Annotated in this window: 19 protein-coding genes and 1 pseudogene; 11 read left to right on the forward strand and 9 right to left on the reverse strand. The window is 63.4% G+C overall.

The annotated features are described in order from the left end of the window. Positions 1-3075 (forward strand): coiled-coil domain-containing protein (locus AC0L17_RS19820; RefSeq protein ID WP_473517078.1); only part of this gene is annotated, 3075 nt, incomplete at its 5' end. A gap of 141 nt (positions 3076-3216) precedes the next feature. On the opposite strand, the gene AC0L17_RS19825 is transcribed toward AC0L17_RS19820, so the two are convergent. The 4 genes and pseudogenes from AC0L17_RS19825 to AC0L17_RS19840 all read right to left on the reverse strand — a co-directional run bounded on the left by AC0L17_RS19825 (position 3217) and on the right by AC0L17_RS19840 (position 7342). Next, the gene (locus tag AC0L17_RS19825) at positions 3217-3837 is read right to left on the reverse strand and encodes an ABC-type transport auxiliary lipoprotein family protein (RefSeq protein ID WP_473490435.1); all 621 of its coding nucleotides are present in this window, start codon (positions 3835-3837) and stop codon (positions 3217-3219) included. A 109-nt stretch (positions 3838-3946) separates the two neighbouring features. Then, a complete protein-coding gene (locus AC0L17_RS19830) occupies positions 3947-5320 on the reverse strand; it encodes an MlaD family protein (protein ID WP_023801129.1) in 1374 nt (457 codons plus the stop codon). Between the two features lie 14 nt (positions 5321-5334). Beyond that, a pseudogene (locus AC0L17_RS19835) lies at positions 5335-6153 on the reverse strand (ABC transporter ATP-binding protein). A gap of 1 nt (position 6154) precedes the next feature. After that, on the reverse strand, positions 6155-7342 hold the full coding sequence (locus AC0L17_RS19840) for an ABC transporter permease (protein ID WP_473517079.1): 1188 nt from the start codon (positions 7340-7342) through the stop codon (positions 6155-6157). A gap of 100 nt (positions 7343-7442) precedes the next feature. Between AC0L17_RS19840 and dgcA the strand changes: the two genes are divergently transcribed. Next, positions 7443-8426 (forward strand): N-acetyl-D-Glu racemase DgcA, encoded by a 984-nt coding sequence (dgcA, locus tag AC0L17_RS19845; protein WP_473517080.1) that lies wholly within the window; start codon positions 7443-7445, stop codon positions 8424-8426. Here dgcA and AC0L17_RS19850 read toward each other — a convergent pair. Both AC0L17_RS19850 and AC0L17_RS19855 read right to left on the reverse strand, forming a co-directional pair. After that, positions 8397-9614 (reverse strand): MFS transporter, encoded by a 1218-nt coding sequence (locus AC0L17_RS19850; RefSeq protein ID WP_473517081.1) that lies wholly within the window; start codon positions 9612-9614, stop codon positions 8397-8399. The two genes, dgcA and AC0L17_RS19850, sit on opposite strands and share 30 nt — an antisense overlap. Positions 9615-9827: 213 nt before the next feature. Then, a complete protein-coding gene (locus AC0L17_RS19855) occupies positions 9828-10658 on the reverse strand; it encodes a UDP-2,3-diacylglucosamine diphosphatase (RefSeq protein WP_473517082.1) in 831 nt (276 codons plus the stop codon). 119 nt (positions 10659-10777) lie between these two features. On the opposite strand from AC0L17_RS19855, the gene AC0L17_RS19860 reads away from it, so the two are divergent. After that, complete coding sequence (locus AC0L17_RS19860; RefSeq protein WP_473517083.1) at positions 10778-11557, forward strand: SDR family oxidoreductase; 780 nt, start codon at positions 10778-10780, stop codon at positions 11555-11557. Between the two features lie 131 nt (positions 11558-11688). Here AC0L17_RS19860 and AC0L17_RS19865 read toward each other — a convergent pair whose 3' ends face one another. Then, positions 11689-12282 carry a TetR/AcrR family transcriptional regulator gene (locus tag AC0L17_RS19865; RefSeq protein WP_473517084.1) on the reverse strand — a complete coding sequence of 198 codons (594 nt, stop codon included), beginning with the start codon at positions 12280-12282 and terminating at the stop codon, positions 11689-11691. A gap of 113 nt (positions 12283-12395) precedes the next feature. On the opposite strand from AC0L17_RS19865, the gene AC0L17_RS19870 reads away from it, so the two are divergent. Next, positions 12396-12806, forward strand: coding sequence for a DUF1761 domain-containing protein (locus AC0L17_RS19870; RefSeq protein WP_287069675.1), 411 nt, complete (start codon positions 12396-12398; stop codon positions 12804-12806). Positions 12807-12901: 95 nt separating this feature from the next. Next, complete coding sequence (locus AC0L17_RS19875) at positions 12902-13060, forward strand: hypothetical protein (RefSeq protein ID WP_473517085.1); 159 nt, start codon at positions 12902-12904, stop codon at positions 13058-13060. 221 nt (positions 13061-13281) lie between these two features. On the opposite strand, the gene AC0L17_RS19880 is transcribed toward AC0L17_RS19875, so the two are convergent. After that, positions 13282-14250: an MBL fold metallo-hydrolase gene (locus tag AC0L17_RS19880; RefSeq protein ID WP_473517086.1), complete on the reverse strand. Its 969-nt coding sequence runs from the start codon at positions 14248-14250 to the stop codon at positions 13282-13284. Positions 14251-14389: 139 nt separating this feature from the next. On the opposite strand from AC0L17_RS19880, the gene AC0L17_RS19885 reads away from it, so the two are divergent. Next, positions 14390-15337: a LysR family transcriptional regulator gene (locus AC0L17_RS19885; RefSeq protein ID WP_473517087.1), complete on the forward strand. Its 948-nt coding sequence runs from the start codon at positions 14390-14392 to the stop codon at positions 15335-15337. Positions 15338-15530: 193 nt separating this feature from the next. On the opposite strand, the gene AC0L17_RS19890 is transcribed toward AC0L17_RS19885, so the two are convergent. Then, positions 15531-16604, reverse strand: a complete 1074-nt coding sequence (locus AC0L17_RS19890) for an alpha/beta hydrolase (RefSeq protein WP_473517088.1) — start codon at positions 16602-16604, stop codon at positions 15531-15533. A gap of 147 nt (positions 16605-16751) precedes the next feature. Between AC0L17_RS19890 and AC0L17_RS19895 the strand changes: the two genes are divergently transcribed. The 5 genes from AC0L17_RS19895 (at position 16752) to AC0L17_RS19915 (ending at position 21250) form a co-directional block, all read left to right on the forward strand. Beyond that, positions 16752-17585 carry a LysR family transcriptional regulator gene (locus AC0L17_RS19895; protein ID WP_473517089.1) on the forward strand — a complete coding sequence of 278 codons (834 nt, stop codon included), beginning with the start codon at positions 16752-16754 and terminating at the stop codon, positions 17583-17585. Positions 17586-17713: 128 nt separating this feature from the next. Continuing rightward, positions 17714-17911, forward strand: coding sequence for a hypothetical protein (locus tag AC0L17_RS19900; protein ID WP_473508635.1), 198 nt, complete (start codon positions 17714-17716; stop codon positions 17909-17911). 70 nt (positions 17912-17981) lie between these two features. Then, the gene (locus AC0L17_RS19905) at positions 17982-18200 is read left to right on the forward strand and encodes an AbrB/MazE/SpoVT family DNA-binding domain-containing protein (protein WP_268929459.1); all 219 of its coding nucleotides are present in this window, start codon (positions 17982-17984) and stop codon (positions 18198-18200) included. Next, a complete protein-coding gene (locus AC0L17_RS19910) occupies positions 18200-18574 on the forward strand; it encodes a type II toxin-antitoxin system VapC family toxin (protein ID WP_128172347.1) in 375 nt (124 codons plus the stop codon). The genes AC0L17_RS19905 and AC0L17_RS19910 overlap by 1 nt, the downstream gene beginning before the upstream one ends. A 351-nt stretch (positions 18575-18925) precedes the next feature. Beyond that, positions 18926-21250 carry an NADP-dependent malic enzyme gene (locus tag AC0L17_RS19915; RefSeq protein WP_027155125.1) on the forward strand — a complete coding sequence of 775 codons (2325 nt, stop codon included), beginning with the start codon at positions 18926-18928 and terminating at the stop codon, positions 21248-21250. Positions 21251-21359: the final 109 nt, after the last annotated feature.

The raw sequence follows: 21359 nt of genomic DNA on the forward strand, positions 1-21359 counted from the left end.
GACGGGCTGGTTTCCGGCCAGGTCGAGAAGCTGGCCGAAGGCCGCGACATCCTCAGACGTGCGCTGGAAGCAGACCTGCAGAAAATTGCAGCGAGCCGCAGCGACATAGACGACATCATCGCCGGGCACGTCGGCAAGCTGACCGAAGGCCGCGACGCGCTGACCCGTGCGCTGGAGGACGACCTCTCCAGGCTCGCCGACACGCGCAAGGAAGTCGACCGTTCCCTGTCCGGCCATATCGACCAGATCGCCGCCAGGAGCACCGACATCTCGGACGCCATTGCCGCCGACGTCGAAAAGATCGAGCAGGCGTTCAGCCGCCAGACCGGCATCATCGAGGAGCGTGCCGGGACCATGGAGCGCGCGCTGTCGACCGGCGTCGACAACGTCCGCAACGTGCTCGAAAAGAGCGCGGTCTTCGTTGCCGGAGCGCTGCGCGAAAAGGTCATGGAAGTCACCAGCGCACTGCATGAGCAGGCAGGCGCGGCTTTCAGTGACGCCGATCGCAAGATCGCCGAACGGGCGGAGCAGACCTCCGCTGCCCTGCTCGCCAGGGCGGAGGATATCGCACGCACCTTCGAGGAAGCGGATCGCCGCCTCGCCGCACGTGCCGAAGACACGTCGAGCGCGCTCGTTGCCCGGGCGGAGGGTGCATCGAGCGCAATCATGGCCCGCGTCGACGACACCTCGAACTCGTTGCTGGCGCGCGCCCAGGAGACGGCCGACCAGCTGGCTGCCCGTGCCAGCGAGATCGCCGGTACATTCGATGCGGCGGACCAGAAGCTGGTTGCCCGCGCGGTCGAAACGGCGCAGTCGCTGGCGGAACGCGCCGGCGACATCCTGCGCAATTTCGAAGGCGCCGACGAACGGCTCAGCGTGCGCATCGGCGAATCGGCCGAAGCGCTCGCAGCGCGTGCATCGGACCTTGGCCGCATTTTCGATGCTGCCGACCAACAGCTGATCTCGCGCATCGCCGAAGGTTCGGAAGCGCTGTCGGCCCGCGCGTCCGAGATCGGCCGCATCTTCGATGAGGCGGATCACCGCCTGGTGTCGCGTATCGCTGACAGCACGTCGACGATCGGAGAACATGCCGACAACATCGTCGGGGCCTTCGCCAGCACCGAGCAGCGGGTTGCCGAACGTGCAAAGCAGACCGGGCAGGACCTGGCCGTCCACGCCCGTGAGATCGAGCAGGCGCTCGCCGGCGCCGACGAGCGCCTGGCCTCCAGCGCGGCGGCCGCGGCGGCTCGCGTCGAGGAACAGGTTGCCGGCGTCGAAAACCGTCTGGTCAACACCACCGAAACGATAGGCCAGAAGCTCAACGAGCAGGTTTCGACCGCCGAGGCGCAGCTCATTTCGCGCGCCAACTCGATCGCCGAAACCTTCACGGCGGTCGGCCAGCATATCGGCCAGAGCACCAACGACGCCGCCAAGACCATCGGCACCAACACCCGCGAGCTCAACACCATGCTTGCGGCACGTTCGGCCGAGATCTCGAAAATCCTTGACGAAACGGCACGGCCTCTGGTCGAGCGCTTCGCCCACGGCGGCTCGGAATTGCAAAAGAGCATGGAAGAGGTGACCGAACGTGCCACCGAGAAGCTGCGCAGCGAAAACGCCGCCTTGGTCGACGCGCTCGCCAGCCGCACGGCCGAAACATTGTCGGCCGTCGAAGGGGCGCGCTCGACGCTCGCCGACAGCGTCGCCGACCTCATCGGCCGCATGAGCACCTCGAGCGCACAGCTCGGCCAGCTGATCGAACAGGCGGCGGCCAATCTCGGCCAGGTCGACGAACGCCTGACCGGCAGCACGCAAAGCTTTGCGGCGACCACGGAAAAAGCCGCGCAGACCTTCGCCAGCTCGGCGCGTCTGGTCGATTCGAACACGACACGGCTTACCGAGCTGTCGTCCTCGACCTTGCGCGAGGTTGCCTCGATCGCCACCAAGTTCGACGAGCACAGCCGATTGCTGTCGAGTGCTTCGGACCTGTTGAGCTCGGCCCAGAGCAACCTCGAACACACGCTGGAAAGGCAGTCGTCGCTGGAGGACCTCGCCGTCGGCCTGGTCAAGAAGTCGGAGGATCTCGAAAAAGTCATGCGCTCGTTCGAGGATCTGGTCGGCCAGACGTTGCAGAACGCCGAAGGCAAGACGCTGGAGTCGGCGGACAAGATCCGTACCTCCATTGCCGACGTCGTCGATTCGGCAACCAAGCGCTTTGCCGACGCGACCGAGGAGATGCGACGCACCGCCAGCTCGATCAAGAGCGAGCTCGACCTTACCCGCGCCGAGCTCAAGAAGGGTGTCATCGAGATGCCTGAAGAGGCAAAGGAATCGACCACGGCCATCCGTCGTGCCGTTTCCGAGCAGATCAACGCCCTGAAGGAACTCTCTGATATCGTTGCGAAATCTGGCCGCAGCACCGACTCCTCGGAGCCGCGCAACCTGCGCCCGGCACAACAGGCGCCTGCCCCGCGCGCCACCGAGCCGCTGCGCCGTCCTCCGGCCCCGGAACCCCTTGCCCCGCAGGCGCCGTCGGATGACACCGCACTGCGCGGCGACCTGGAACGCCCGCCGGAGACGGCGCCGCGCCAGCGCGACCCTAATGGCCGCGCGCCGCAGGGCGGCTGGGTGCGCGATCTCTTGACCGGGGCATCGCGCGAAGAGGCCGCCAAGCCAGCAGCACCTTCGGAAGCGCCACGCTCGGCAGCCCCTGCCCAGCGCTCGCCGCTTCATGTCGTGGAGTCGCTCAACTCGCTTTCCGTCGACATCGCCCGCGCTATCGATCACGACGCCTCGATCGAACTGTGGAACCGCTACCGGAGCGGCGAGCGTGACGTGTTCACCCGGCGTCTCTACACGCTGAAGGGCCAGCAGACGTTCGACGAGATCCGCCGCAAATATCAGATGGAGGCGGAATTCCGCGCCGCCGTCGACCGTTACTGCGACGACTTCGAAAAGCTGCTCAAGGACGTCTCGCGCAACGACCGCGACAACATGATGGCGCAGACCTACCTGACGTCGGACACCGGCAAGGTCTATACGATGCTAGCCCACGCCAGTGGCCGCCTGCATTGATCAGACGATGGGCGAACGGAAATAGGCGGGAAATTCCCGCCTATTTGGGGCAATCGCTTCGGGTTTGAATTCACATCGTCACCGGCGTTGGCGCCGCCCCTCAGGCGGCTCCGGCTGCGACAATTGAGTGCACGGCTGTGGTCAGATCACCGAATCGGTCCAGCGGACGATGTCCTTGGCGGCATCGCCGAACGCCCTGTCGAGCGCGTCGACATAGGCCTGGTTGCCGCTGCCGGAGACGGGCGCGGTCGCGTTGAAGCTCTTGGAGGCGCGCACCTCGCCATTGCGGTCGTTCAATATCCGCACGAACAGCTCGACCTCGGCATGTTGGCCGCCGTCGACGCGGACTTCGAAGGAACGGACCTCGACGATCACCTGATAGTCGATCGCCAGGCCCTCGCCCGGCTTGCCGACGCCGGCGAAACTGCCCGAGCGCTGGAATGTCTCGGCCAGCCGCGCCTGCACGATCAGCGGCAGCCGGTCGGCCCATTGCGCTCCCTTGAGGTACTGGATCGAGCGCACCGACGGCTTGATGACGATGTTCTGGCTGTCCAGCGCCTTGAGCGCGGAAGGCTGGGCGATGAGGATTTGTTGGCGGCCGCGGCCGCGCGCATCGAGCGACGGCGCCGACAGTTCGAATGTGTCCAGGGGCGCCGGCCCGCCGCCCGGCAAAAACGCGCAGCCGGCCAGCGAAAGCGCAAGCAATGCCACACCCGCAGTGGGCCCGCCCGCTTTGACCCCGCCCAATCTAAGCACGCCCAATTTAAGCACGACCGACTTCACACGCGATCCCCGTTGTCCCCGAATCGAATGAGCAAATCGCACCCGCAGCGTACTTGCCTGCCGTTCTTGGGGCCGGCGAAAGCCGAAGTCAACGCCGCACCCTGCCATCGAATTGCCGAACCTCACCTTCGCCGCCTGACAGGATTCGCTGCGGATTGCGGCTGAGATCCGTTACCGCCTCTTCGATGCGGTTGATCGAGCGACGGCTGTCTTGGACCAGCGCTTCGACGTCCTGCAGGCCCTGGCCGGAGAATCGCGCCAGATTGTCGGTGATGGTGCCGAGGCGGGCGTTCAGCGTGTCGGCGACCTGCTTGAACGATTTCAGGGTATTCCTGGCATCGGCTATCATGCCGTCGGCTTGGCCTGAGCCGAGCAATGTATCGACCTTGACGAGGATGCCGTCGACACGCACCGAAGCGTCGTTGAGGCGCTCCGCGAGCTGCTGCGCGTCCTTGATCGTCTGGTCGATATCGTCGGCCCGGTTGGCGAATTTGTTGGTCACCTTGGCGATGTCGGCGGCAGCCTCGTTGGCGTTTTCGCTGGCCTTCTGGATGTTGGCCAGCGCGGTGCGGACCTGTGCCGGATCGATGCCGTCCAGAACGCCGTCGACCTTGGCCAGCGTGCCTTGCGTCCTTTGGGCGAAATCGTTGATCGACCCCACCGCGGTGTCGACATTCCTGACGACCGTGTCGAACTGCTTGCTGGTTTCCTTCAGGTTCTCGGTCACCGTATCGACGTTGGCGACAATACTCTTGATCTGATCCTTGTCGACGGCGTTGAGCAGCCCTTCCGCCGCCTTCAGCGTGCCGTCAAGCTTGCCCGAGACGCCCCTCAGTTCCTCCGACAGCGAACTGACGCTGGCGAGGAATTTGTCGATGCCGTCAGAGTTCTTGGCCAGCGCATCGGAGAAGGTCTGCACATTTTTGACGGTCTGCGTCAGCGGCCCGCGAACGTCGCTGGTGAAGCCTTCGAGCTGGGAGAGAACCGTATCGGCGCGGGTGAAGATGTTCTGCGCCGTCTGCAACAGGTTGGTGACCGCCGACGGGTTGGCGACGATCTCGGCGACGCGGCCCTCCTGCTCCGCCTGGTCGAGAAGGTTGACCTCCTTGGGGTCAGCGCCCCTGAGCTCGATACTCGCTTGGCCGGCGAGGCTGACGATCCCGATATCGGCCTGCGTCGATTTGGTGATCGGCGTCGTGCGGCCTACTTCGGCTTCGGCTATGGCGTCGTTCGGATTGGCGGGGTCGATATAGACGCGCCTGACATCCCCGACCCTGACGCCGTTGAACAGCACGAAACTGCCGCGGCCGAGGCCGGAAGCCGATCCCGGAATGCGCACCCGCAGCATCGCCGTCTCACCCCTGTCGCCGATCGCGGCCGTCCAATAGACGAACGCGAATGCCGCCAGGATCGCGGCTAGCGTGAAAATGCCGACAATGACGTAGTTGGCTCTGGTTTCCATTTATCCACTTATGGCTACGCGCGGGCCGCAAGATCAAGTTGCCGCGCACGTTTTCCGCGAAAATAGGATTTCACCCAGGGTTCCTCGCTCTTGAGCATGTCGTCGATCGTGCCTTCGACCAGCACTTTCTTGTTGCCGAGCACGGCCACCCGATCACAAGCGGTGAACAGCGTGTCGAGATCGTGCGTGACCATGTATACGGTCAGATCCATGGTATCGCGCAGCTTGACGACCAGTTCGTCGAACTCAGCTGCGCTGATCGGATCGAGGCCGGATGTCGGCTCGTCCAGGAACACGATGTCGGGGTCGAGCGCCAGCGCGCGCGCCAGCGCCGCACGCTTGATCATGCCGCCGGAAAGCTCGGACGGGAATTTCTGCGCCGCATCCGGCGGCAACCCGACCAGTTCGACCTTGAGCATCGCCAACTCGTCCATCAGCTTTTTCGGCAGATCGAGATATTCGCGCATCGGCACCTGCACGTTTTCGAGCACCGTGAGCGCCGAAAACAGCGCGCCGTGCTGAAAGAGGACGCCAAGGCGCATGTCGATGCGAAGGCGCTCCCTCTCGCTCGCCTTTTCGACATCGACGCCGAACAGCTTGATCGTTCCCGACTGCTTGTGCACCAGGCCGAGAATGGTGCGCAGCAGAACCGACTTGCCGGCGCCGGAGGCGCCGCCGAAGCCGAGAATTTAGCCACGCCGGATATGGAGCGACAATTTTTGGAGAATGACCTTGTCGCCGAAGGAGACGGTGACGTCGTGCGCAGAAAGCACGATCTCGTCCTCGTCGGCCCTTTGCGTAGTCGTGGTCGGCTTTGTGCCAAGCAGCGCCATGTCAGAACTCGATCGCTGCGTAGAACATGGCGAAAAGCCCGTCGAGGATGATCACCACGAAGATCGACTTCACCACCGAAGCAGTCACGTGCTGCCCGAGCGATTCGGCGCTGCCGCCGACCTTCATGCCTTCGACCGAGGCGATCGTGCCGATGATCATGGCCATGAACGGCGCCTTGATCAGCCCGGCAAAGATGGTGCTGAGATCGATGGCAACGCGCAGCCGGTCGATGAAGGCGGCCGGTGCGATGTCGGAGTAGAGCCATGCCGCCAGTATGCCGCCGCCGAGTGCGGCGAAATTGGCAATGATCGTCAGGCAAGGCAGTGCGATCACCAGCGCGACCAGCCGCGGAAACACCAGAACGCCGATCGGATTGAGCCCGATGACCTTCAGCGCGTCGACCTCCTCGCGCATTTTCATCGAGCCGATTTCAGCCGTGATGGCGCTGCCCGAACGGCCGGCGATCATGATCGCAGTCATCAGCACGCCGAGCTCGCGCAGGATCAGCACGCCGACAAGGTCGACGACGAAGATATCGGCGCCGAAATAGCTGAGCTGATAGGCGCCTTGCTGGGCGACGATCGCCCCGACGATGGCCGACATCAGCACAACCACCGGGATGGCGCCGACGCCCATGCGGTCCATCTGGTTGAAGATCGCCGCCGGATTGACCGCATGGCCGCGGCCGAGCTTCATCTGCGCGCCGCGTATCGTGGCGCCCAGTATGTTCATCGCGGCCAGGAAATCGTCACGCATCTCATAGACGCGCCGGCCAACCGCCTCGAGCGTGCGAATGACGATGTTCGGCGGCCCAACGATGCCGGAATCAGGTTCGCGTCGAACGGCGTCGCCGACGGCGCCGAGCAGGATCGAGGCAACCTCGCTTTGCCCCTGCATCGTGATTTTCACACCCTGCTTTTCGAAGGCGCTGACCAGACGGTCGATCACCCAGGCCCCGGCGGTGTCCATCTTCTCGATATGCGAGAGGTCGAGCGCCAATGTCTGAAAGCCGCTGCGTTGCTCGATCTTGCGCATCTCGGCATCGACGAGCGCCACGGTGCGTGTCGTCCAGGTCCCGGAGAAAGCGCAGCCGAGGACGCCGCCGTCCTCGCCGACCACAACGCGCGGCTGGTGGTCGGCCTCCTTGGCGGTCGTGCCGCTTGCGTCGCGTTTGCGGATCGTCAACATGGCGTCCTGTTTAGCCTGACGGGCCGATCTGTTTAACCTGACAGAACCCACCTGTCGATTTGCCGACAAGCTTGTTGTCGCACAGCCGGAGCAGAAAAATATGGCGCGTGTCATTTCGGTCGAGTCCGAGTGCTTTCCTATCGCCGGGACCTTCACCATCTCGCGCGGTTCGAAAACCGAAGCCGAGGTCGTCACAGTGACGATCCGCGAGGACGGCCAGAGCGGGCGCGGCGAATGCGTCCCCTACAAACGCTATGGCGAAACCATCGAGGGTGTGCGCGATGCGATCGAGGCGATGCGGGAGCAGGTTCAAGACGGCATCAGCCGAGCCGCGCTGCTCGACGCCATGCCGGCCGGCGCGGCGCGCAACGCCGTCGACTGCGCGCTATGGGACCTGGAGGCGAAGATCGCAGGCAAGCCGGTGGCTTCCAGCATCTGCACGGCGCCGCCGAGGGCGCTCGAAACGGCTTACACGCTGTCGCTCGGCGAGCCCGAAGCCATGGCAGCCCAGGCCCGCGCCAATGCCCTGCGCCCGCTTCTCAAGGTCAAGATCGGCGGCGACAACGACATGGCCCGCATCCGCGCGGTCAGGGAGGCGGCACCGGCGAGCCGCATCATCCTGGACGCCAATGAGGGCTGGAGCGACGACAACATCGTTGCAAACCTGGCCTTTGCCGCCGAGCACGGCATCGCGCTGATCGAACAGCCGCTACCGGCGGGCCGTGATAGCATCCTTCGCAACATCGCCCATCCGGTGCCGATCTGCGCCGATGAAAGCCTGCATGAGGCCAAAAACCTTGCCTCGCTGGTCGGCCTTTACGATACGGTCAACATCAAGCTCGACAAGTCGGGCGGCTTGACCGCTGCTCTCGTCCTTCGCGATCGCGCCCGCGAACTGGGTTTTGGCGTCATGGTCGGCTGCATGGTCGGCACGTCACTGGCCATGGCGCCGGCCGTGCTGTTGGCCCAGGATGCCGATTTCGTCGATCTCGACGGTCCGCTGCTGCTGGCCCGCGACCGTGCGCCTGGCCTTGTCTACCAAGGTTCGCTGCTGTCACCGCCCGATCCGGCGCTGTGGGGCTGACCGCGCCGCAAGCCCGATCAGCACAAGGCCGACCAGGGCGATCGGGATCATGGCAAAAAAGCCGTCGACGCCGAAGCGGTCGTAAAGCGGGCCGCACAGGAGCGTCACCACGGCGGTGAAAAAGCCGTTGGAGAAATAGGCGATGCCTTGCGCGGCCCCGGTGCGTTCCTCCGCGACCGTCTCACCGATCATTTTCTGCAGGCCGATCAGCACCAGCGCCACCGAGACCGCGTGCAGCGTCTGGACTGCGAAAAACCCACCTACGCCAAGGCCAAGCGGCCAGATCAAGGGAAAGGCAATCCAGCGCACGATCGCGCCTATTCCCGCCATCACCATGATCGATACGACCGAGAAGGAACCGAAAACCCGAGTAAAGATCATGAACATGCCGATCTCGGCCAGGACACCCCAACCCCAAAGCAGCCCGACCACAGAGTCGCCGATGCCGATCGATTTCCAGTAGATCGAGACGAAGCCGTAGAAAAACGCGTGGCTGGCGGTGATGACGCCGACGCCGACGGAGAAATACAGGAAATAGCTGTTGAGGAGTTTTGGCGCCGATTGCTGGATGTCGGCAGCCGAAAGCGGCGAGGCGCGGCGGGGACGGCCGAGCCGCGGCGCGATCAGTGCGACGACAAGTGCGGCGCCAAACGCCACGAAGATGATCACCGGAACAGCCTGGGCGCCGGTCGCCGACAGGATGAAACCGCCGGCAAGATTTGCGCACAGATAGGAGATCGATCCCCATTTGCGCATATTGGCATAATTCGAGCCGAAGCGGCGCACCCCCGACAGCGCCAGCGAATCGGCGATCGGCGAATGCGGCGTCCAAGCGACAGTGAGCGCCAGCGAAACGGCCAGCACCATGGCATAGCTCGGCGTCAGGAAATAACCGGCGGATAGCGCCAACGATGCGGCCGTCAGCGCGACATAGACATGGGCGCGGTCGCTCGCCCTGTCGGCCAGTGCCGTAAGCAATGGCGTCGTCACCACGCGCAGGAACATCGGTGCCGCGAGAATGATCGCTATCTGCTCGGCATCAAAACCGTTTGCCTGCAGCCACAATGGAAAGTACGGCAAGTGTATCCCGAGCGGCACGAAAAGCGTAAAGAAAATCAGGCCCATGCGCAGCTCGAAATGACGCGGCTTGACGAGTTGTTCGGGTGAAAGCGGCGGCAGGGAGGACATCAGCAGGCAATCCGTCGGCGCAGCATTCGACCGGCCGGCCAGCCAACGCACGCCGATCCCATAACATGGCGAAAAAAGCGATGAAACCGTGGGCTAAAGCGCGTCGCGTTTGACCGGCCTCATGCGACGCGCTTTAGGTTTCTTGTTTTATGCATGTCGTTATCGCAAAACCGCTGCACAGCTTTGCGCGACATGCATGAACGCATCATCGCGTCAGGCAGCCTGGACTGCCCTGCCCTTGATGGCGACGATGTCGATCGGCACCAGCACTTCGCCGCCGACCGGAACCTCCGGCAGGACATGCGCCCAGTGCAGGATCTCCATCTGGCCGTCGAAATGCTCGACCACCGCGGTGCAGCTCTCCACCCAGTCGCCGGTGTTGATGTACTGCACGTCCTCATAATTTTCGATCGCGGCATGGTGGATGTGGCCGCAGATCACGCCGTCGACATGCGAGCGGCGCGCTTCCTCGGTCAGCATGGTCTGGAACGAGCCGATGAAATTCACCGCCTTCTTGACGTTGACCTTGGCCCAGGACGAAAACGACCAGTATGGCAGGCCAAGCAGTTGGCGAAGCCGCGTCACCACGCGGTTGACCAGCATTGCCGCGTCATAGGCGTAGTCGCCGAGATAGGCCAGCCAGCGCGCATTGTGGACGACGGTGTCGAACTGGTCGCCATGGATGACAAGAAAGCGTTTGCCGTTGGCGGTCTCGTGGATGACGCGGTCGGCGACGACGATGCCGCCGAAATGCACGCCCTGGAACTGGCGCGCGAATTCGTCGTGATTGCCGGCGATGTAGGTGATGCTGGCGCCCTTGCGCGCCTTGCGCAGCAATTTCTGGACGACGTCATTGTGGCTTTGCGGCCAGTGCCAGTTCCGTCTGAGCCGCCAGCCGTCGACGATGTCGCCGACGAGATAGATGATATCGGCGTCGTGATGGCGCAGGAAATCGATCAGGAACTCGGCCTTCGCCGCCTTCGATCCGAGATGGACGTCGGAGATGAACATGCTGCGGAATGTGCGGGGCTCTGCGCCAGGCATTGGATTCTCACCGTTGCTTCCGAACAGGCTATGCCTCGATTCATGCAACAACCGTATGACGGTTGCGATTGGTCCAGCCCCAAGAGTAAGTTGCGACCCAAATCAGAGGAGAAATCGCCATGGATCTCGGTATTCGCGGAAAAAAGGCCATCGTCTGCGCTTCGAGCAAGGGTCTTGGGCGCGGTTGCGCCATAGCGCTGGCCGAAGCCGGCTGCGACCTCGTCGTCAACGGGCGCAACGCCGACCAACTGGCCAAGACCGCCGCCGAACTGCGCGAAAGATTTGGCATTGAGGTGACCGAGATCGTCGGCGACGTGTCGAAGCCCGAGGTGCAGAAGGCGCTGCTTGCCGCCTGTCCCGATCCCGATATCCTCGTCAACAACAATGGCGGACCGCCGCTTCGCGATTTCCGCGAGCTCGACCGCGAAAAAATCCTCGAAGGCGTCACCCAGAACATGGTGACCCCGGTCGAACTGGTTCAGGCTGTCATCGACGGCATGGCCGAGCGCGGCTTCGGCCGCATCGTCAACATCACCTCGCTGTCGGTCTATGTTCCCATTCCCGGCCTCGATCTGTCGTCCGGCGCGCGCGCCGGCCTGACTTCGTTCCTTGCCGGCGTCGCGCGGACGGTGATCGACCGCAATGTGACCATCAACAACATGCTGCCGGGCAAGCTCGACACCGACCGGCTGCGTCCCCCGCATGAAGCCGGCACCCCGGAAGATCCGGCTGCCGCCGCCGCACGCAAGGCCCAGGCAGCAGTCAACGTTCCGGCCAAGCGGCTCGGCACGCCGGAGGAATTCGGCCAGATCTGCGCCTTCCTGTGCTCGGTTCATGCCGGCTACCTGACCGGGCAGAACATACCGGTCGACGGTGGCCTCTACGTCAGCGCGTTTTAGTGGCAGAATCCGGGCTTGGCACCGGCTGGGAACGGCGAGAGAAAGGATGTTTTTCTGACCGTCTTTCACGGCGGATCCCGAGGCTTGCTGCGGCCGCCCCTGACCGCCTCAACGCACTTATGAGAGTGCAACTAGTCTCGCCCCATCAGCGTTTTGATCAGCGTCTCGGCGAGCCAGCTTTCATATTCGTCCGAAGACCAACCCCGCTCCAACACGAGCATGCGATATACATCGCGGCCGGTATACATCCATAGGATGTCGCGCACGCGGGCTAAGCCGAGTTGGCGCGCGACAGTGACGGATGCGACGAGAAGGTTTGCACGCGCTTCCTGGAGCTTGAAGCGGACGGTCTCCAACTCCGTCTCGATCGCCTTCAGCTCGGGAGACAGCGCCGAGACGCCTCGCATAAGGCCGATCTCCTCGCGTTCCGCATCAAGGATGACCCGAGAGATCGAGGCAGTAATACGCAGAATCTCCTCGGGGTCTCTCGCGTTCTCGGCCTGCTTAGCTATCTCCGCATAGCGCGGGCCGAAGAAGGAACGCTCGACCACGGCTCTTAGAATGCCGGTCTTCGACTGGAACAGGGCATAGACGGTCGGTGCCGAAACACCGGCGGCTGATGAGATGTCATTAATCGTGACCTTTTCCACTCCGCGCGCAGTAAAAAGCTCTTTCGCCACATCGAGAATGCGTTGGCGCGTGCCGGAAGCGCGCTCCGACCGCAACCGTGCGTCGTAGCGCCTGCGGGTCTTTGAATTGTCATTCATATTGGATATAGTAAGCTATACCCAATATAATCGCCAGATCATTGAATCAGTAGGCTGGAAGGAGGAGCAGCATGATCGAGTTTGTGCCGATAAACCTCTGGGGGATCGGAACTGCGGTCCTCGCAGCCTGGGTCGTCGCTGGGCTTTGGTATTCGCCGCTGCTCTTTATCCGACCGTGGGCCGAGATGTCGGGCGTCGACGGCGCGAAATTCGCCGCCGGCCTGCGGCGGGCGATTGCGGTCGACCTTGCCTCGTTTGCGGTCATGGCGTTTATCCTCGATCAGGTACTTCACGCCTGGGGCGCGCTGACGATCGTCTCGACCGTCCTCTGCACTTTCCTGCTCTGGCTCGGCTTCGTCGCTGTCACGCTGCTGCATTCGGTGACCTATGAGCACCGGCCTCTGCGCTATTATGCGATCAATGCCGGCTATCGCTTGGTCAGCATGGTGGCAATGGGTGTGATCCTGACCGTGTTACGGTAACAAAGGCGCTGTTGTCGACCTGTTCCAGGCATCCGGATTTGCTCGCACTGCGGCGCGGCTGGATGAGGCCCTGAAGGCGTTCTTTGAGCAGCGGCTTGCCGAACCTTACCCGTACCTCATTCTGGACGCGCGCGCTGCGCGGCGGACACGCCAACGTCACCGCTGAATGCCACGCCATTTTTGCAGAACTTGACGCACACAACTTTGTAGACATCACACTGGGCGGTGGCGGCCTCTACGTCAGCGCGTTTTAGTACCTAACGGTTGGTACCCGCTGGGAACGCCGGGAGGCGATCCATCTCGGCCGTTCTTGTCAGGAAGTGACGGCTCTGAACGCAGGCGTTGCAGGTGCCGTGCCAGACCAAAAGGAGCCGATTTTTCGTCCGAAGTCTCAAAGACATCGGCTGCGCTGGCGAGGGGCGAGTGTGGTGTTGAGCAGCGGGGCTATGATGGCCCCTTCCCGCGCTGGCCGCCGCTACAGTGCATAGGGCCATTCGTCCGGCACGAAGCGATAGGCGTCGCCATCGCGCGCCACATGGCCGATGCCGGGGAACGGCAAATGCATGCCGGCGATCAGCATCCGGTCAGCAGCGACCCGGTCGAGCGTCCGCTTGCGCGTTTCGGCAGCCAGCTTGGCATCGACATCGAAGGCGATGCTCCAGTCCGGGCGCGCGAACTGGTAGGTCGCCATGTGCACGACATCGCCCCAGATGAACAGCGCCTCGCCGTCCGATTCCACGATGAAGCCGGCATGGCCCGGAGTGTGGCCGGGCAGCGGCACGGTGCGGATCGCGCCGACCGCCTCGCCCTCGCCACCCACCTGCCGCACGCGGTTCGCATAGGCGGCGGCGGCCTGGCGGGCGCCGATGAAGAACGGCCTTGCCCCATCCGGCGCCTGGTTCATGTTCGCGTCGTCATGCCAGAAGGCGTAATCGGCGGCGGTGACGACGAGCTCGGCATTGGGAAACAGCGCCTGGCCGGCGGGAGTCAGAACGCCGTTGATATGGTCGGGATGCATGTGGGTAATCAGCAATGTATCGATCTGGTCCGGAGAGACGCCGGCCGCCTCGATAGCGGCCGGAAGTCGGCCGAGTGACGGGCCCATGCTGTCCGACGTACCGGCGTCGATGAGCACCAGACGGTCGCCCAGATTGATAAGATAGGCATTGACCGGTGCGCGGCGCGGTCCGGGCTTCTGGAAGCTGGCCTCAGCCAGCCGCTCCGCATCGGCCTCAGCGAGCCCGATGACCAGCTCGGAACCAAGGTCGATATAGCCATCTAGTAGCGCCGTAACCTGGACCGATCCCACGTTGCGGCGCAGCGCGCCAAGCGTTGCGGCGTCGACCAGCGGCGCGCGGGCCACCGCCGGAACGGAGACATTGGCTAGGAGAGTGCCGCCGGTTAGGCCGGCACCGGCGAGAAAATGACGGCGGGAAAGCGGCATTGCATCGTCTCCAGTTTGGGGATCTAGAGCTCCAGGCGGAGCAAGGCGGGTCTATGCCATAGGCTCAGCTTTTTGAACTTGCCAATTCTTTATATGTCTTATTACTCTTGTTTATTAATCACGACGGAGAGTTGCCATCATGGACCGCTTGACCGAGCTGACCAGTTTCGTACGCGCCTGCGATACCGCCAGCTTCTCGGCGGCAGCGCGCGAGTTGGGCTTGAGCCAGCCGGCCGTCAGCCAGAAGATCCGTGCGCTGGAAACGCGTCTAGGCGTCCGGCTCTTTGACCGTACGACCCGCCATGTTTCGCCGACGGAAGCCGGCCGGCGTTATCTGGAGCGCGCCCGCGACATCATTGAGCGCATCGAGGAGGCGGACCGCAGCGTCGGCTGCCTCGAATCGAAGATGTGCGGACGTCTTGCCGTCGGCGCGCCGGCCAGCTTCGGCGCCGGCGTGCTTGGCAGCTATCTGATCGAGTTCAAGCGCGCCTATCCGGAACTGTTGCTCGACGTGGCGCTGACCGACAGTTTCGTCGATGTGATCGCAGAGGGGCTCGACGTGGCGATCCGTATGGGGACCATCGATGACGACCGGCTGATCGTGCGCAAGCTCGGGGTGATCGGGCGCTGCCTTGCGGCAACGCCAGAGTATCTCGACCGCAGGGGCCGGCCGCGACGCCCGGAAGATCTCGCCGACCATGATTATCTGCTTTACGCCCACATCAGGAAGCGCGATGTCGTGCCGCTCACCGGCCCGGGCGGCGAAAAGGCCGAGGTGCGAATTCGGCCGGCCATGCGCTCCGACAATTCGCTGCTCAATCATCAAGCGTTGCTGTCCGGCGTCGGCATCGGCCTCGGGCACAGGATGACACTCGATCCGCTCATCGCCGAAGGCTTGCTCGAACATGTGCTGCCGGACTGGCACTATGCGCCGCACCATGTGCATGCGGTCTATCCATCGAATCGCTTCATTCCGTTGAAGGTTAGGCGGTTCGTTGCCGGCTTCGCCGACCACCTCGCCGCGATGGGTGCGTTCATCGATGACAAAAAAGCATGCACATCCAAGGAAACGGCGCCGGCCCAGTGAAGTCTGACGTTTGTACGCGCAGGGAAATGGCGGAGATGGGGGAGTCGAGATGTGGCGCGGCGGAGATAGGCGTAGCCCCGCAACCGCGCAGTGAGTAGCTGTCGGGTGGACGGTAGCCGCAAAGCCTGGTGGCGGTCGACCTGACACCGTTGCCGCTGCTGCTCCCGCAGGACACATGAACTGCCCTTCATGGTCATTCCTCCTGCCGATCGAGAAACCGCTTCACGGCGCCGAGGAACACACCGCGCCCTGCGGCGTCGCGGTCGAGATGCACGAAGTGGGTAGCGTCCGGGATGTTCAGGCGTTCCGCTTTTGGTGCTTCGTCCACAATTGCCTTCGCATCCTCCGGTCGGCTCCAGAAATCCCGTCCGGAACGGATGACGAGCACCGGTATGGTGAGCGCCGCCGCCGACCATTGCCTGCGATCGAACGCGAGTTCGAAGCTGTCGGCCATGGCACCGCTCGGTGACCGGAAACTCGGCGGCTGGCGCGTCGACGCCGTCTCGTCGGAGGCGAGTGCCGCATCACCATAGGCCGCGGCCACCGCGGGATCGCGCCACTGAGCCTTGTCCGCGACCGGGATGCTGTCGTCCCAGGCGGTGAACAGGCTCGGACGTGTATTCAGCCGATAACCGCCGAACGCATGGACATTGAACGTCCCGGGCCGATCCGGATTTTCGAGCGGCGAGCCGGTGCCAAGAGTGGGATGCTGGTCTGAGCCTCCATACAGGGTGTTGTAGAGGATGAGCCGATCAACCGTCTGCGGAAAGCGGCTGGCATAGGCGCCGGCCCTATGCCCGCCGGTGGCCCAGCCGACGAGGCTGATCCTCGAAACGTCGCTCCATCTCGCGATGCCGTCGACCGCTGCGGAAATATCCGCCACGACGTCTTCGGTGCGCATCAGGGGAGCGGACTTGTCCGGCGGCCTGTCCATGGCCGCAGGACGGCTCGATGCGCCGTAGCCGCGAAGATCCAGGACATAGACAAGGTGCCCGTCCGCCGCGAGGTCGGCGGCAAGCGATCCGCCCGCAACAGGCAGATCGAAGGACGCGACGCCGGGCACGCGTGCGCCATGGATGAGGAGGACGGCAGACTTGGGTTCGGACGCTGCGCCAGGACGGCGCACCTCCCGAACGAAGAGGCGCTCGCCCGTCGGCAGTTCGACGAACCTGTCGGCCCTGACGAGATCCGGCTCGCCTGCCGGGACTGGGGCCGCAGCCATCATGGCTGCGGCGAGCACAAGGGGAAAGGCGGTGAAATGGGACATGATGATATCTCCGATCGCAATCGCGTTTCGCAAAGACTGCCAGCTATTCGATATCTTATCGATGACGTATTTGAGCGCGTTTGATATCGTCAAGATATGGAACTTCGGCACTTGCGACATTTCCTCGCCGTTGCGGAGGAATTGCATATGGGGCGTGCCGCACTGCGGCTGGCCATGGCGCAGCCTCCGCTTAGTCAATCGATCGGTCGCCTGGAGAAAGAACTCGGCGTCAAGCTGTTCGAGCGGGCCAACCGCCGCCTGACCTTGACGCGCGCCGGCGCGGCCTTCGTGGAGGAGGCGCGGGCAGCGGTACTGCACGCCGATGCGGCGCTTCACGTCGCCCGCGCAGCGCATGACGGCGAAGCTGGCGAGATCAGGATCGGCTTCGTGTCGGCGGCTCTGTACGAACATCTGCCGCATCTCCTATCCCGGCTTCGCGAGACATATCCGGACATCCATCCAAAGCTCATCGAGGTGTCCACCAATGAGCAGATTGCGGCGCTGTCGCGGAATGAGATCGACTTCGGTTTCGTGCATCCACCGCTCGGTACTGACGAACGTCTCGACATCCATGGCTATCCTGCTGAAGATCTTATCGCGGTTCTGCCTGATGACCGGCACACGCACGGGGTGACGCTGACGGACATCGCCCGCCACGGGCTCATCATGTTTCCGGCTGTACAAGGCCCGGCACTCCACGCCCGCATCATGGACACGTTCACCAGGGCTGGTCTCGAGGTGCGGATCGTCCAGGAGGCAACGCGGGCACTGACCATGCTCTCGCTCGTAGCCGCCGGCTTTGGAGCGGCGCTGCTGCCACGATCGACCCAGCGCCTTGTGTTTCAGGGCGTCCGCTATGCAGCGATCGCAGACGTATCGCTGCCCGCCTGGCCACTTGCCGTGATCGCGAAACGGCGGCCACGGCCGGCGATTGTCGATAGCGTCTGGAAACTGCTTGAGGCTCGCTCAGACGTGAGTTGACCGCCCGCGACTGGACACGCCCGGCGGCGCGACGCGCTCGATGACATCCGCGCCGGCCGCGACAAGGCAGGTGAGGATTTCAGCGCAACAATCTGACATGGTATGGTTTTCCACGATCCTTCCCCCTAATGGCGGCTGCGTCATTTGGCATCGTGAAAAACCTGCGCTGCATGCTAAACCTCGACGCAGCCGCACTTTATTTCCACAAGCATCCACGCCCTGGAAAGCTTGAAATCCAGGCGACAAAGCCGCTCGGCAACCAGCGCGACCTGGCGCTCGCCTATTCGCCCGGCGTGGCGGTGCCCTGTCTCGAAATCCGAGACTAGGCGGCGGCCGTAAGCTCCTTGCATTGGCCCTCATTGCGTCTTACGTTTGGCGCATCGATCAAGTGAGGGTATGATAATGCCGGAGACTGCAACCCTATCCTCGAAGTTCCAGATATCGATCCCCAAGGCGATCCGGACCGCCCAGCATTGGGAAGCGGGTTTGACCTTGGCCTTCATCCCGAAGGGAACGGGCGTGCTACTCGTCCCTGTGCCGAAGCGGGAAGCGCTGAAGGGGCTGGCGAAGGGCGCTTCGGCGACGGAATATCGCGACCGGTCGGACCGTTTCTGATGGTGCTCGTCGATACCTCGGCTTGGATCGAATGGCTGATAGGCTCTCCGACTGGAGAGCAGGTGGCAGAGCATCTGCCCGAGCGAGCCGACTGGCTCGTTCCGACCATTGTGCAGTTGGAACTCGCAAAATGGCTCACTCGCGAAGTAGGCGAAGACAAAGCCGATCAGACCATCGCCTTTACCCAGGTCTGTACGGTGGTCCCGCTTGACACGGAAATCGCCCTAGCGGCCGCCGAAGCCTGCCGGAAGCACAAATTGGCGACCGCAGATGCGATCATTTTCGCGACCGCTCGGGCGCATGACGCGACGCTCCTGACTTGCGACAAGCATTTCGAGAGCCTGCCAGTCGTCACCCTCATCGAAATGATCTAGCGCTGACATTGTTGGACTGCGGGGTGATGTCGGCTCCGGCAGCTCTCGACCGAGGGCGTGTGAAAACTCGCCACGTCGGTCCTCCTTTGCCCAAGCGAACAGAAGCGCGCTCGTATTCGATGCGGCTCACGCGTGAAGGTCGTTTTCCACCCATTGCAGACATTCAAACTGGGATGTCGGCGTAGCTCACCGCAGCGCGCCGCCCCGCGTCCAGAATTTCAATGGGACCACGCAGCGGGACGCTACGCGAACCCAAAGGCCGCACTTTGCGACATATCACCTCTCGAAAAGCCTCGGCTGCATGCTAAGAGACTCAAAACAGCAAACGGACTGAACTGAGGAGCGGCCGGCATGCAAGGCGAAAACAAAAAAGCAGCCCGGTCGGACCTCGACGAAGCCGCCCTCTATTTCCACAAGCACCCACGCCCTGGAAAGCTTGAAATCCAGGCGACAAAGCCGCTCGGCAACCAGCGCGATCTGGCGCTTGCCTATTCGCCGGGCGTCGCGGCGCCCTGTCTCGAAATTCGCGACAATCCGGCAGCCGCCGCCGACTACACGGCGCGCGCCAATCTGGTTGGTGTCGTCTCCAACGGTACGGCAGTGCTCGGCTTGGGCAATATCGGCCCGCTGGCCTCCAAGCCGGTGATGGAAGGCAAGGCGGTGCTGTTCAAGAAATTCGCCGGCATCGACGTCTTCGACATCGAGATCGACGCGCCTGACATCGAGCGGATGGTCGAGACGATCTCGGCGCTGGAGCCGACCTTCGGCGGCATCAACCTCGAGGACATCAAGGCGCCCGAATGCTTTGAGGTCGAGGAACGGCTGAAGGCGCGCATGGCCATACCGGTCTTCCACGACGACCAGCACGGCACCGCGATCATCGTCGCCGCCGCCGTGCTCAACGGGCTGGAATTTGCCGGCAAGACGATCTCCGACATCAAGATCGTCACCTCCGGCGCCGGGGCAGCGGCCCTCGCCTGCCTCAACTTGCTGGTTTTGCTCGGCGCGCGCATCGAAAACATCTGGGTCACCGACCGTTTCGGCGTCGCCTACAAGGGCCGCGTCGACGAAATGGACCGCTGGAAGGACCCCTATGTGAAGGACACCGAGGCGCGCACGCTGGCCGATGTGCTGCCGGGCGCCGACGTGTTCCTGGGCCTTTCGGCCGCCGGCGTGCTGAAACCGGAATTGCTCCAGCACATGGCGCCAAAACCACTGATCCTGGCCTTGGCCAACCCCAACCCCGAGATCATGCCGGAAGCGGCGCGGGCGGCGCGACCCGACGCGATGATCTGCACCGGCCGGTCCGATTTTCCCAACCAGGTCAACAACGTACTCTGTTTTCCTTACATTTTCCGTGGCGCCCTGGACTGCGGCGCCAGCGCCATCAACGAAGAGATGAAGATGGCTGCGGTGCGGGCGATCGCAGCCCTTGCCCGCGAGGAACCGTCGGATGTCGCTGCCCGCGCCTATTCCGGCGAAACGCCGATCTTCGGGCCCGATTTCCTGATCCCCTCGCCGTTCGATCCCAGGCTGATCCTGCGCATCGCGCCGGCGGTGGCCAAGGCCGCCTGCGACACCGGCGTCGCGACACGGCCGATCACCGACTTTGCCGCTTATATCGACACGCTCAACCGCTTCGTCTTCCGCTCCGGCCTGGTCATGAAGCCGGTGTTCACGATGGCCAAGACGTCGAGCGCCAAGCGCGTCATCTATGCCGACGGCGAGGACGAGCGCGTGCTGCGCGCCGCCCAGGTGGTACTGGAGGAAGGCATCGCCGAGCCGATCCTGATCGGCCGCCCGCATGTCATCGAAGTCAGGCTGAAACGCTACGGGCTGCGCATCAAGCCGGGCGTCGATTTCGGCCTGATCAATCCCGAGGACGATCCGCGTTATCGCCACTATGTCGACCTTTTGATCGAGCTCGCCGGCCGGCGTGGCGTCACGACGGAGGCCGCGCGCACGATGGTGCGCACCGACAACACGGTGATCGCCGCACTTGCCCTCAAGCGTGGCGACGCCGACGCCATGGTCTGCGGCCTGGAAGGACGGTTCGAGCGGCATTTGCGCAATGTCACCCTGATCATCGGCCCGCGCGCCGGCATCAAGGATCACGACCTGTCGACGCTTTCGATGCTGATCTCGCAGCGCGGCATCATTTTCCTCACCGACACCCATGTCACCGTCGATCCGACCGCCGAGGAGATCGCCGAGATGACGGTGCTGGCGGCCGAGGAAATCCAGCGCTTCGGCATCGAGCCCAAGGCCGCCCTGCTGTCGCATTCGGATTTCGGCTCGCGCGATTCGCCAAGCGCGCTCAAGATGCGGCAGGCAGCGGCGATCCTGGCGCGCATCGCGCCGGACCTGCAATGCGACGGCGAGATGCATGCCGACTCGGCTCTGTCGGAGCCGCTGCGCCAGCGGGTCTATCCGCATTCGCGGCTGAAGGGCGAAGCCAATCTGCTGGTCTTCCCCAATCTCGATTCGGCCAACATCACGCTCACTGCGCTGCGCGCGATGATGGACGCGCTGCATGTCGGCCCGATCCTGCTCGGCACCGACAGGCCGGCGCATATATTGACGCCGTCGGTGACGTCACGCGGCGTCGTCAACATGACGGCGCTCGCGGTGGTCGAAGCGGCCCACAAGGCGCAGGCGGTCGTAACTCTGGGATAAGGCAATCGCTTCAGGTCTGCGCTGCCCCTCATTGCCCTGCCGGGCATTTCTCCCCGTATAGTGACGGGGAGAAAGACGCCTTCGCAAACGATTTCGCCAATCTCCAGCG

It is taken from the genome of Mesorhizobium sp. WSM4829 (assembly GCF_055811475.1).

Excerpts from the sequence above, each read along its gene's own strand:
- AC0L17_RS19880 (WP_473517086.1), bottom strand. The coding sequence starts at position 14,250 with ATGCCGCTTTCCCGCCGTCATTTTCTCGCCGGTGCCGGCCTAACCGGC.
- AC0L17_RS19915 (WP_027155125.1), top strand. The coding sequence starts at position 18,926 with ATGCAAGGCGAAAACAAAAAAGCAGCCCGGTCGGACCTCGACGAAGCC.
- dgcA (WP_473517080.1), top strand. The coding sequence starts at position 7,443 with ATGGCGCGTGTCATTTCGGTCGAGTCCGAGTGCTTTCCTATCGCCGGG.
- AC0L17_RS19870 (WP_287069675.1), top strand. The coding sequence starts at position 12,396 with ATGATCGAGTTTGTGCCGATAAACCTCTGGGGGATCGGAACTGCGGTC.
- AC0L17_RS19860 (WP_473517083.1), top strand. The coding sequence starts at position 10,778 with ATGGATCTCGGTATTCGCGGAAAAAAGGCCATCGTCTGCGCTTCGAGC.
- AC0L17_RS19905 (WP_268929459.1), top strand. The coding sequence starts at position 17,982 with ATGATAATGCCGGAGACTGCAACCCTATCCTCGAAGTTCCAGATATCG.
- AC0L17_RS19850 (WP_473517081.1), bottom strand. The coding sequence starts at position 9,614 with ATGTCCTCCCTGCCGCCGCTTTCACCCGAACAACTCGTCAAGCCGCGT.
- AC0L17_RS19840 (WP_473517079.1), bottom strand. The coding sequence starts at position 7,342 with ATGTTGACGATCCGCAAACGCGACGCAAGCGGCACGACCGCCAAGGAG.
- AC0L17_RS19910 (WP_128172347.1), top strand. The coding sequence starts at position 18,200 with ATGGTGCTCGTCGATACCTCGGCTTGGATCGAATGGCTGATAGGCTCT.
- AC0L17_RS19900 (WP_473508635.1), top strand. The coding sequence starts at position 17,714 with ATGGCGGCTGCGTCATTTGGCATCGTGAAAAACCTGCGCTGCATGCTA.
- AC0L17_RS19890 (WP_473517088.1), bottom strand. The coding sequence starts at position 16,604 with ATGTCCCATTTCACCGCCTTTCCCCTTGTGCTCGCCGCAGCCATGATG.
- AC0L17_RS19855 (WP_473517082.1), bottom strand. The coding sequence starts at position 10,658 with ATGCCTGGCGCAGAGCCCCGCACATTCCGCAGCATGTTCATCTCCGAC.
- AC0L17_RS19895 (WP_473517089.1), top strand. The coding sequence starts at position 16,752 with ATGGGGCGTGCCGCACTGCGGCTGGCCATGGCGCAGCCTCCGCTTAGT.
- AC0L17_RS19885 (WP_473517087.1), top strand. The coding sequence starts at position 14,390 with ATGGACCGCTTGACCGAGCTGACCAGTTTCGTACGCGCCTGCGATACC.
- AC0L17_RS19830 (WP_023801129.1), bottom strand. The coding sequence starts at position 5,320 with ATGGAAACCAGAGCCAACTACGTCATTGTCGGCATTTTCACGCTAGCC.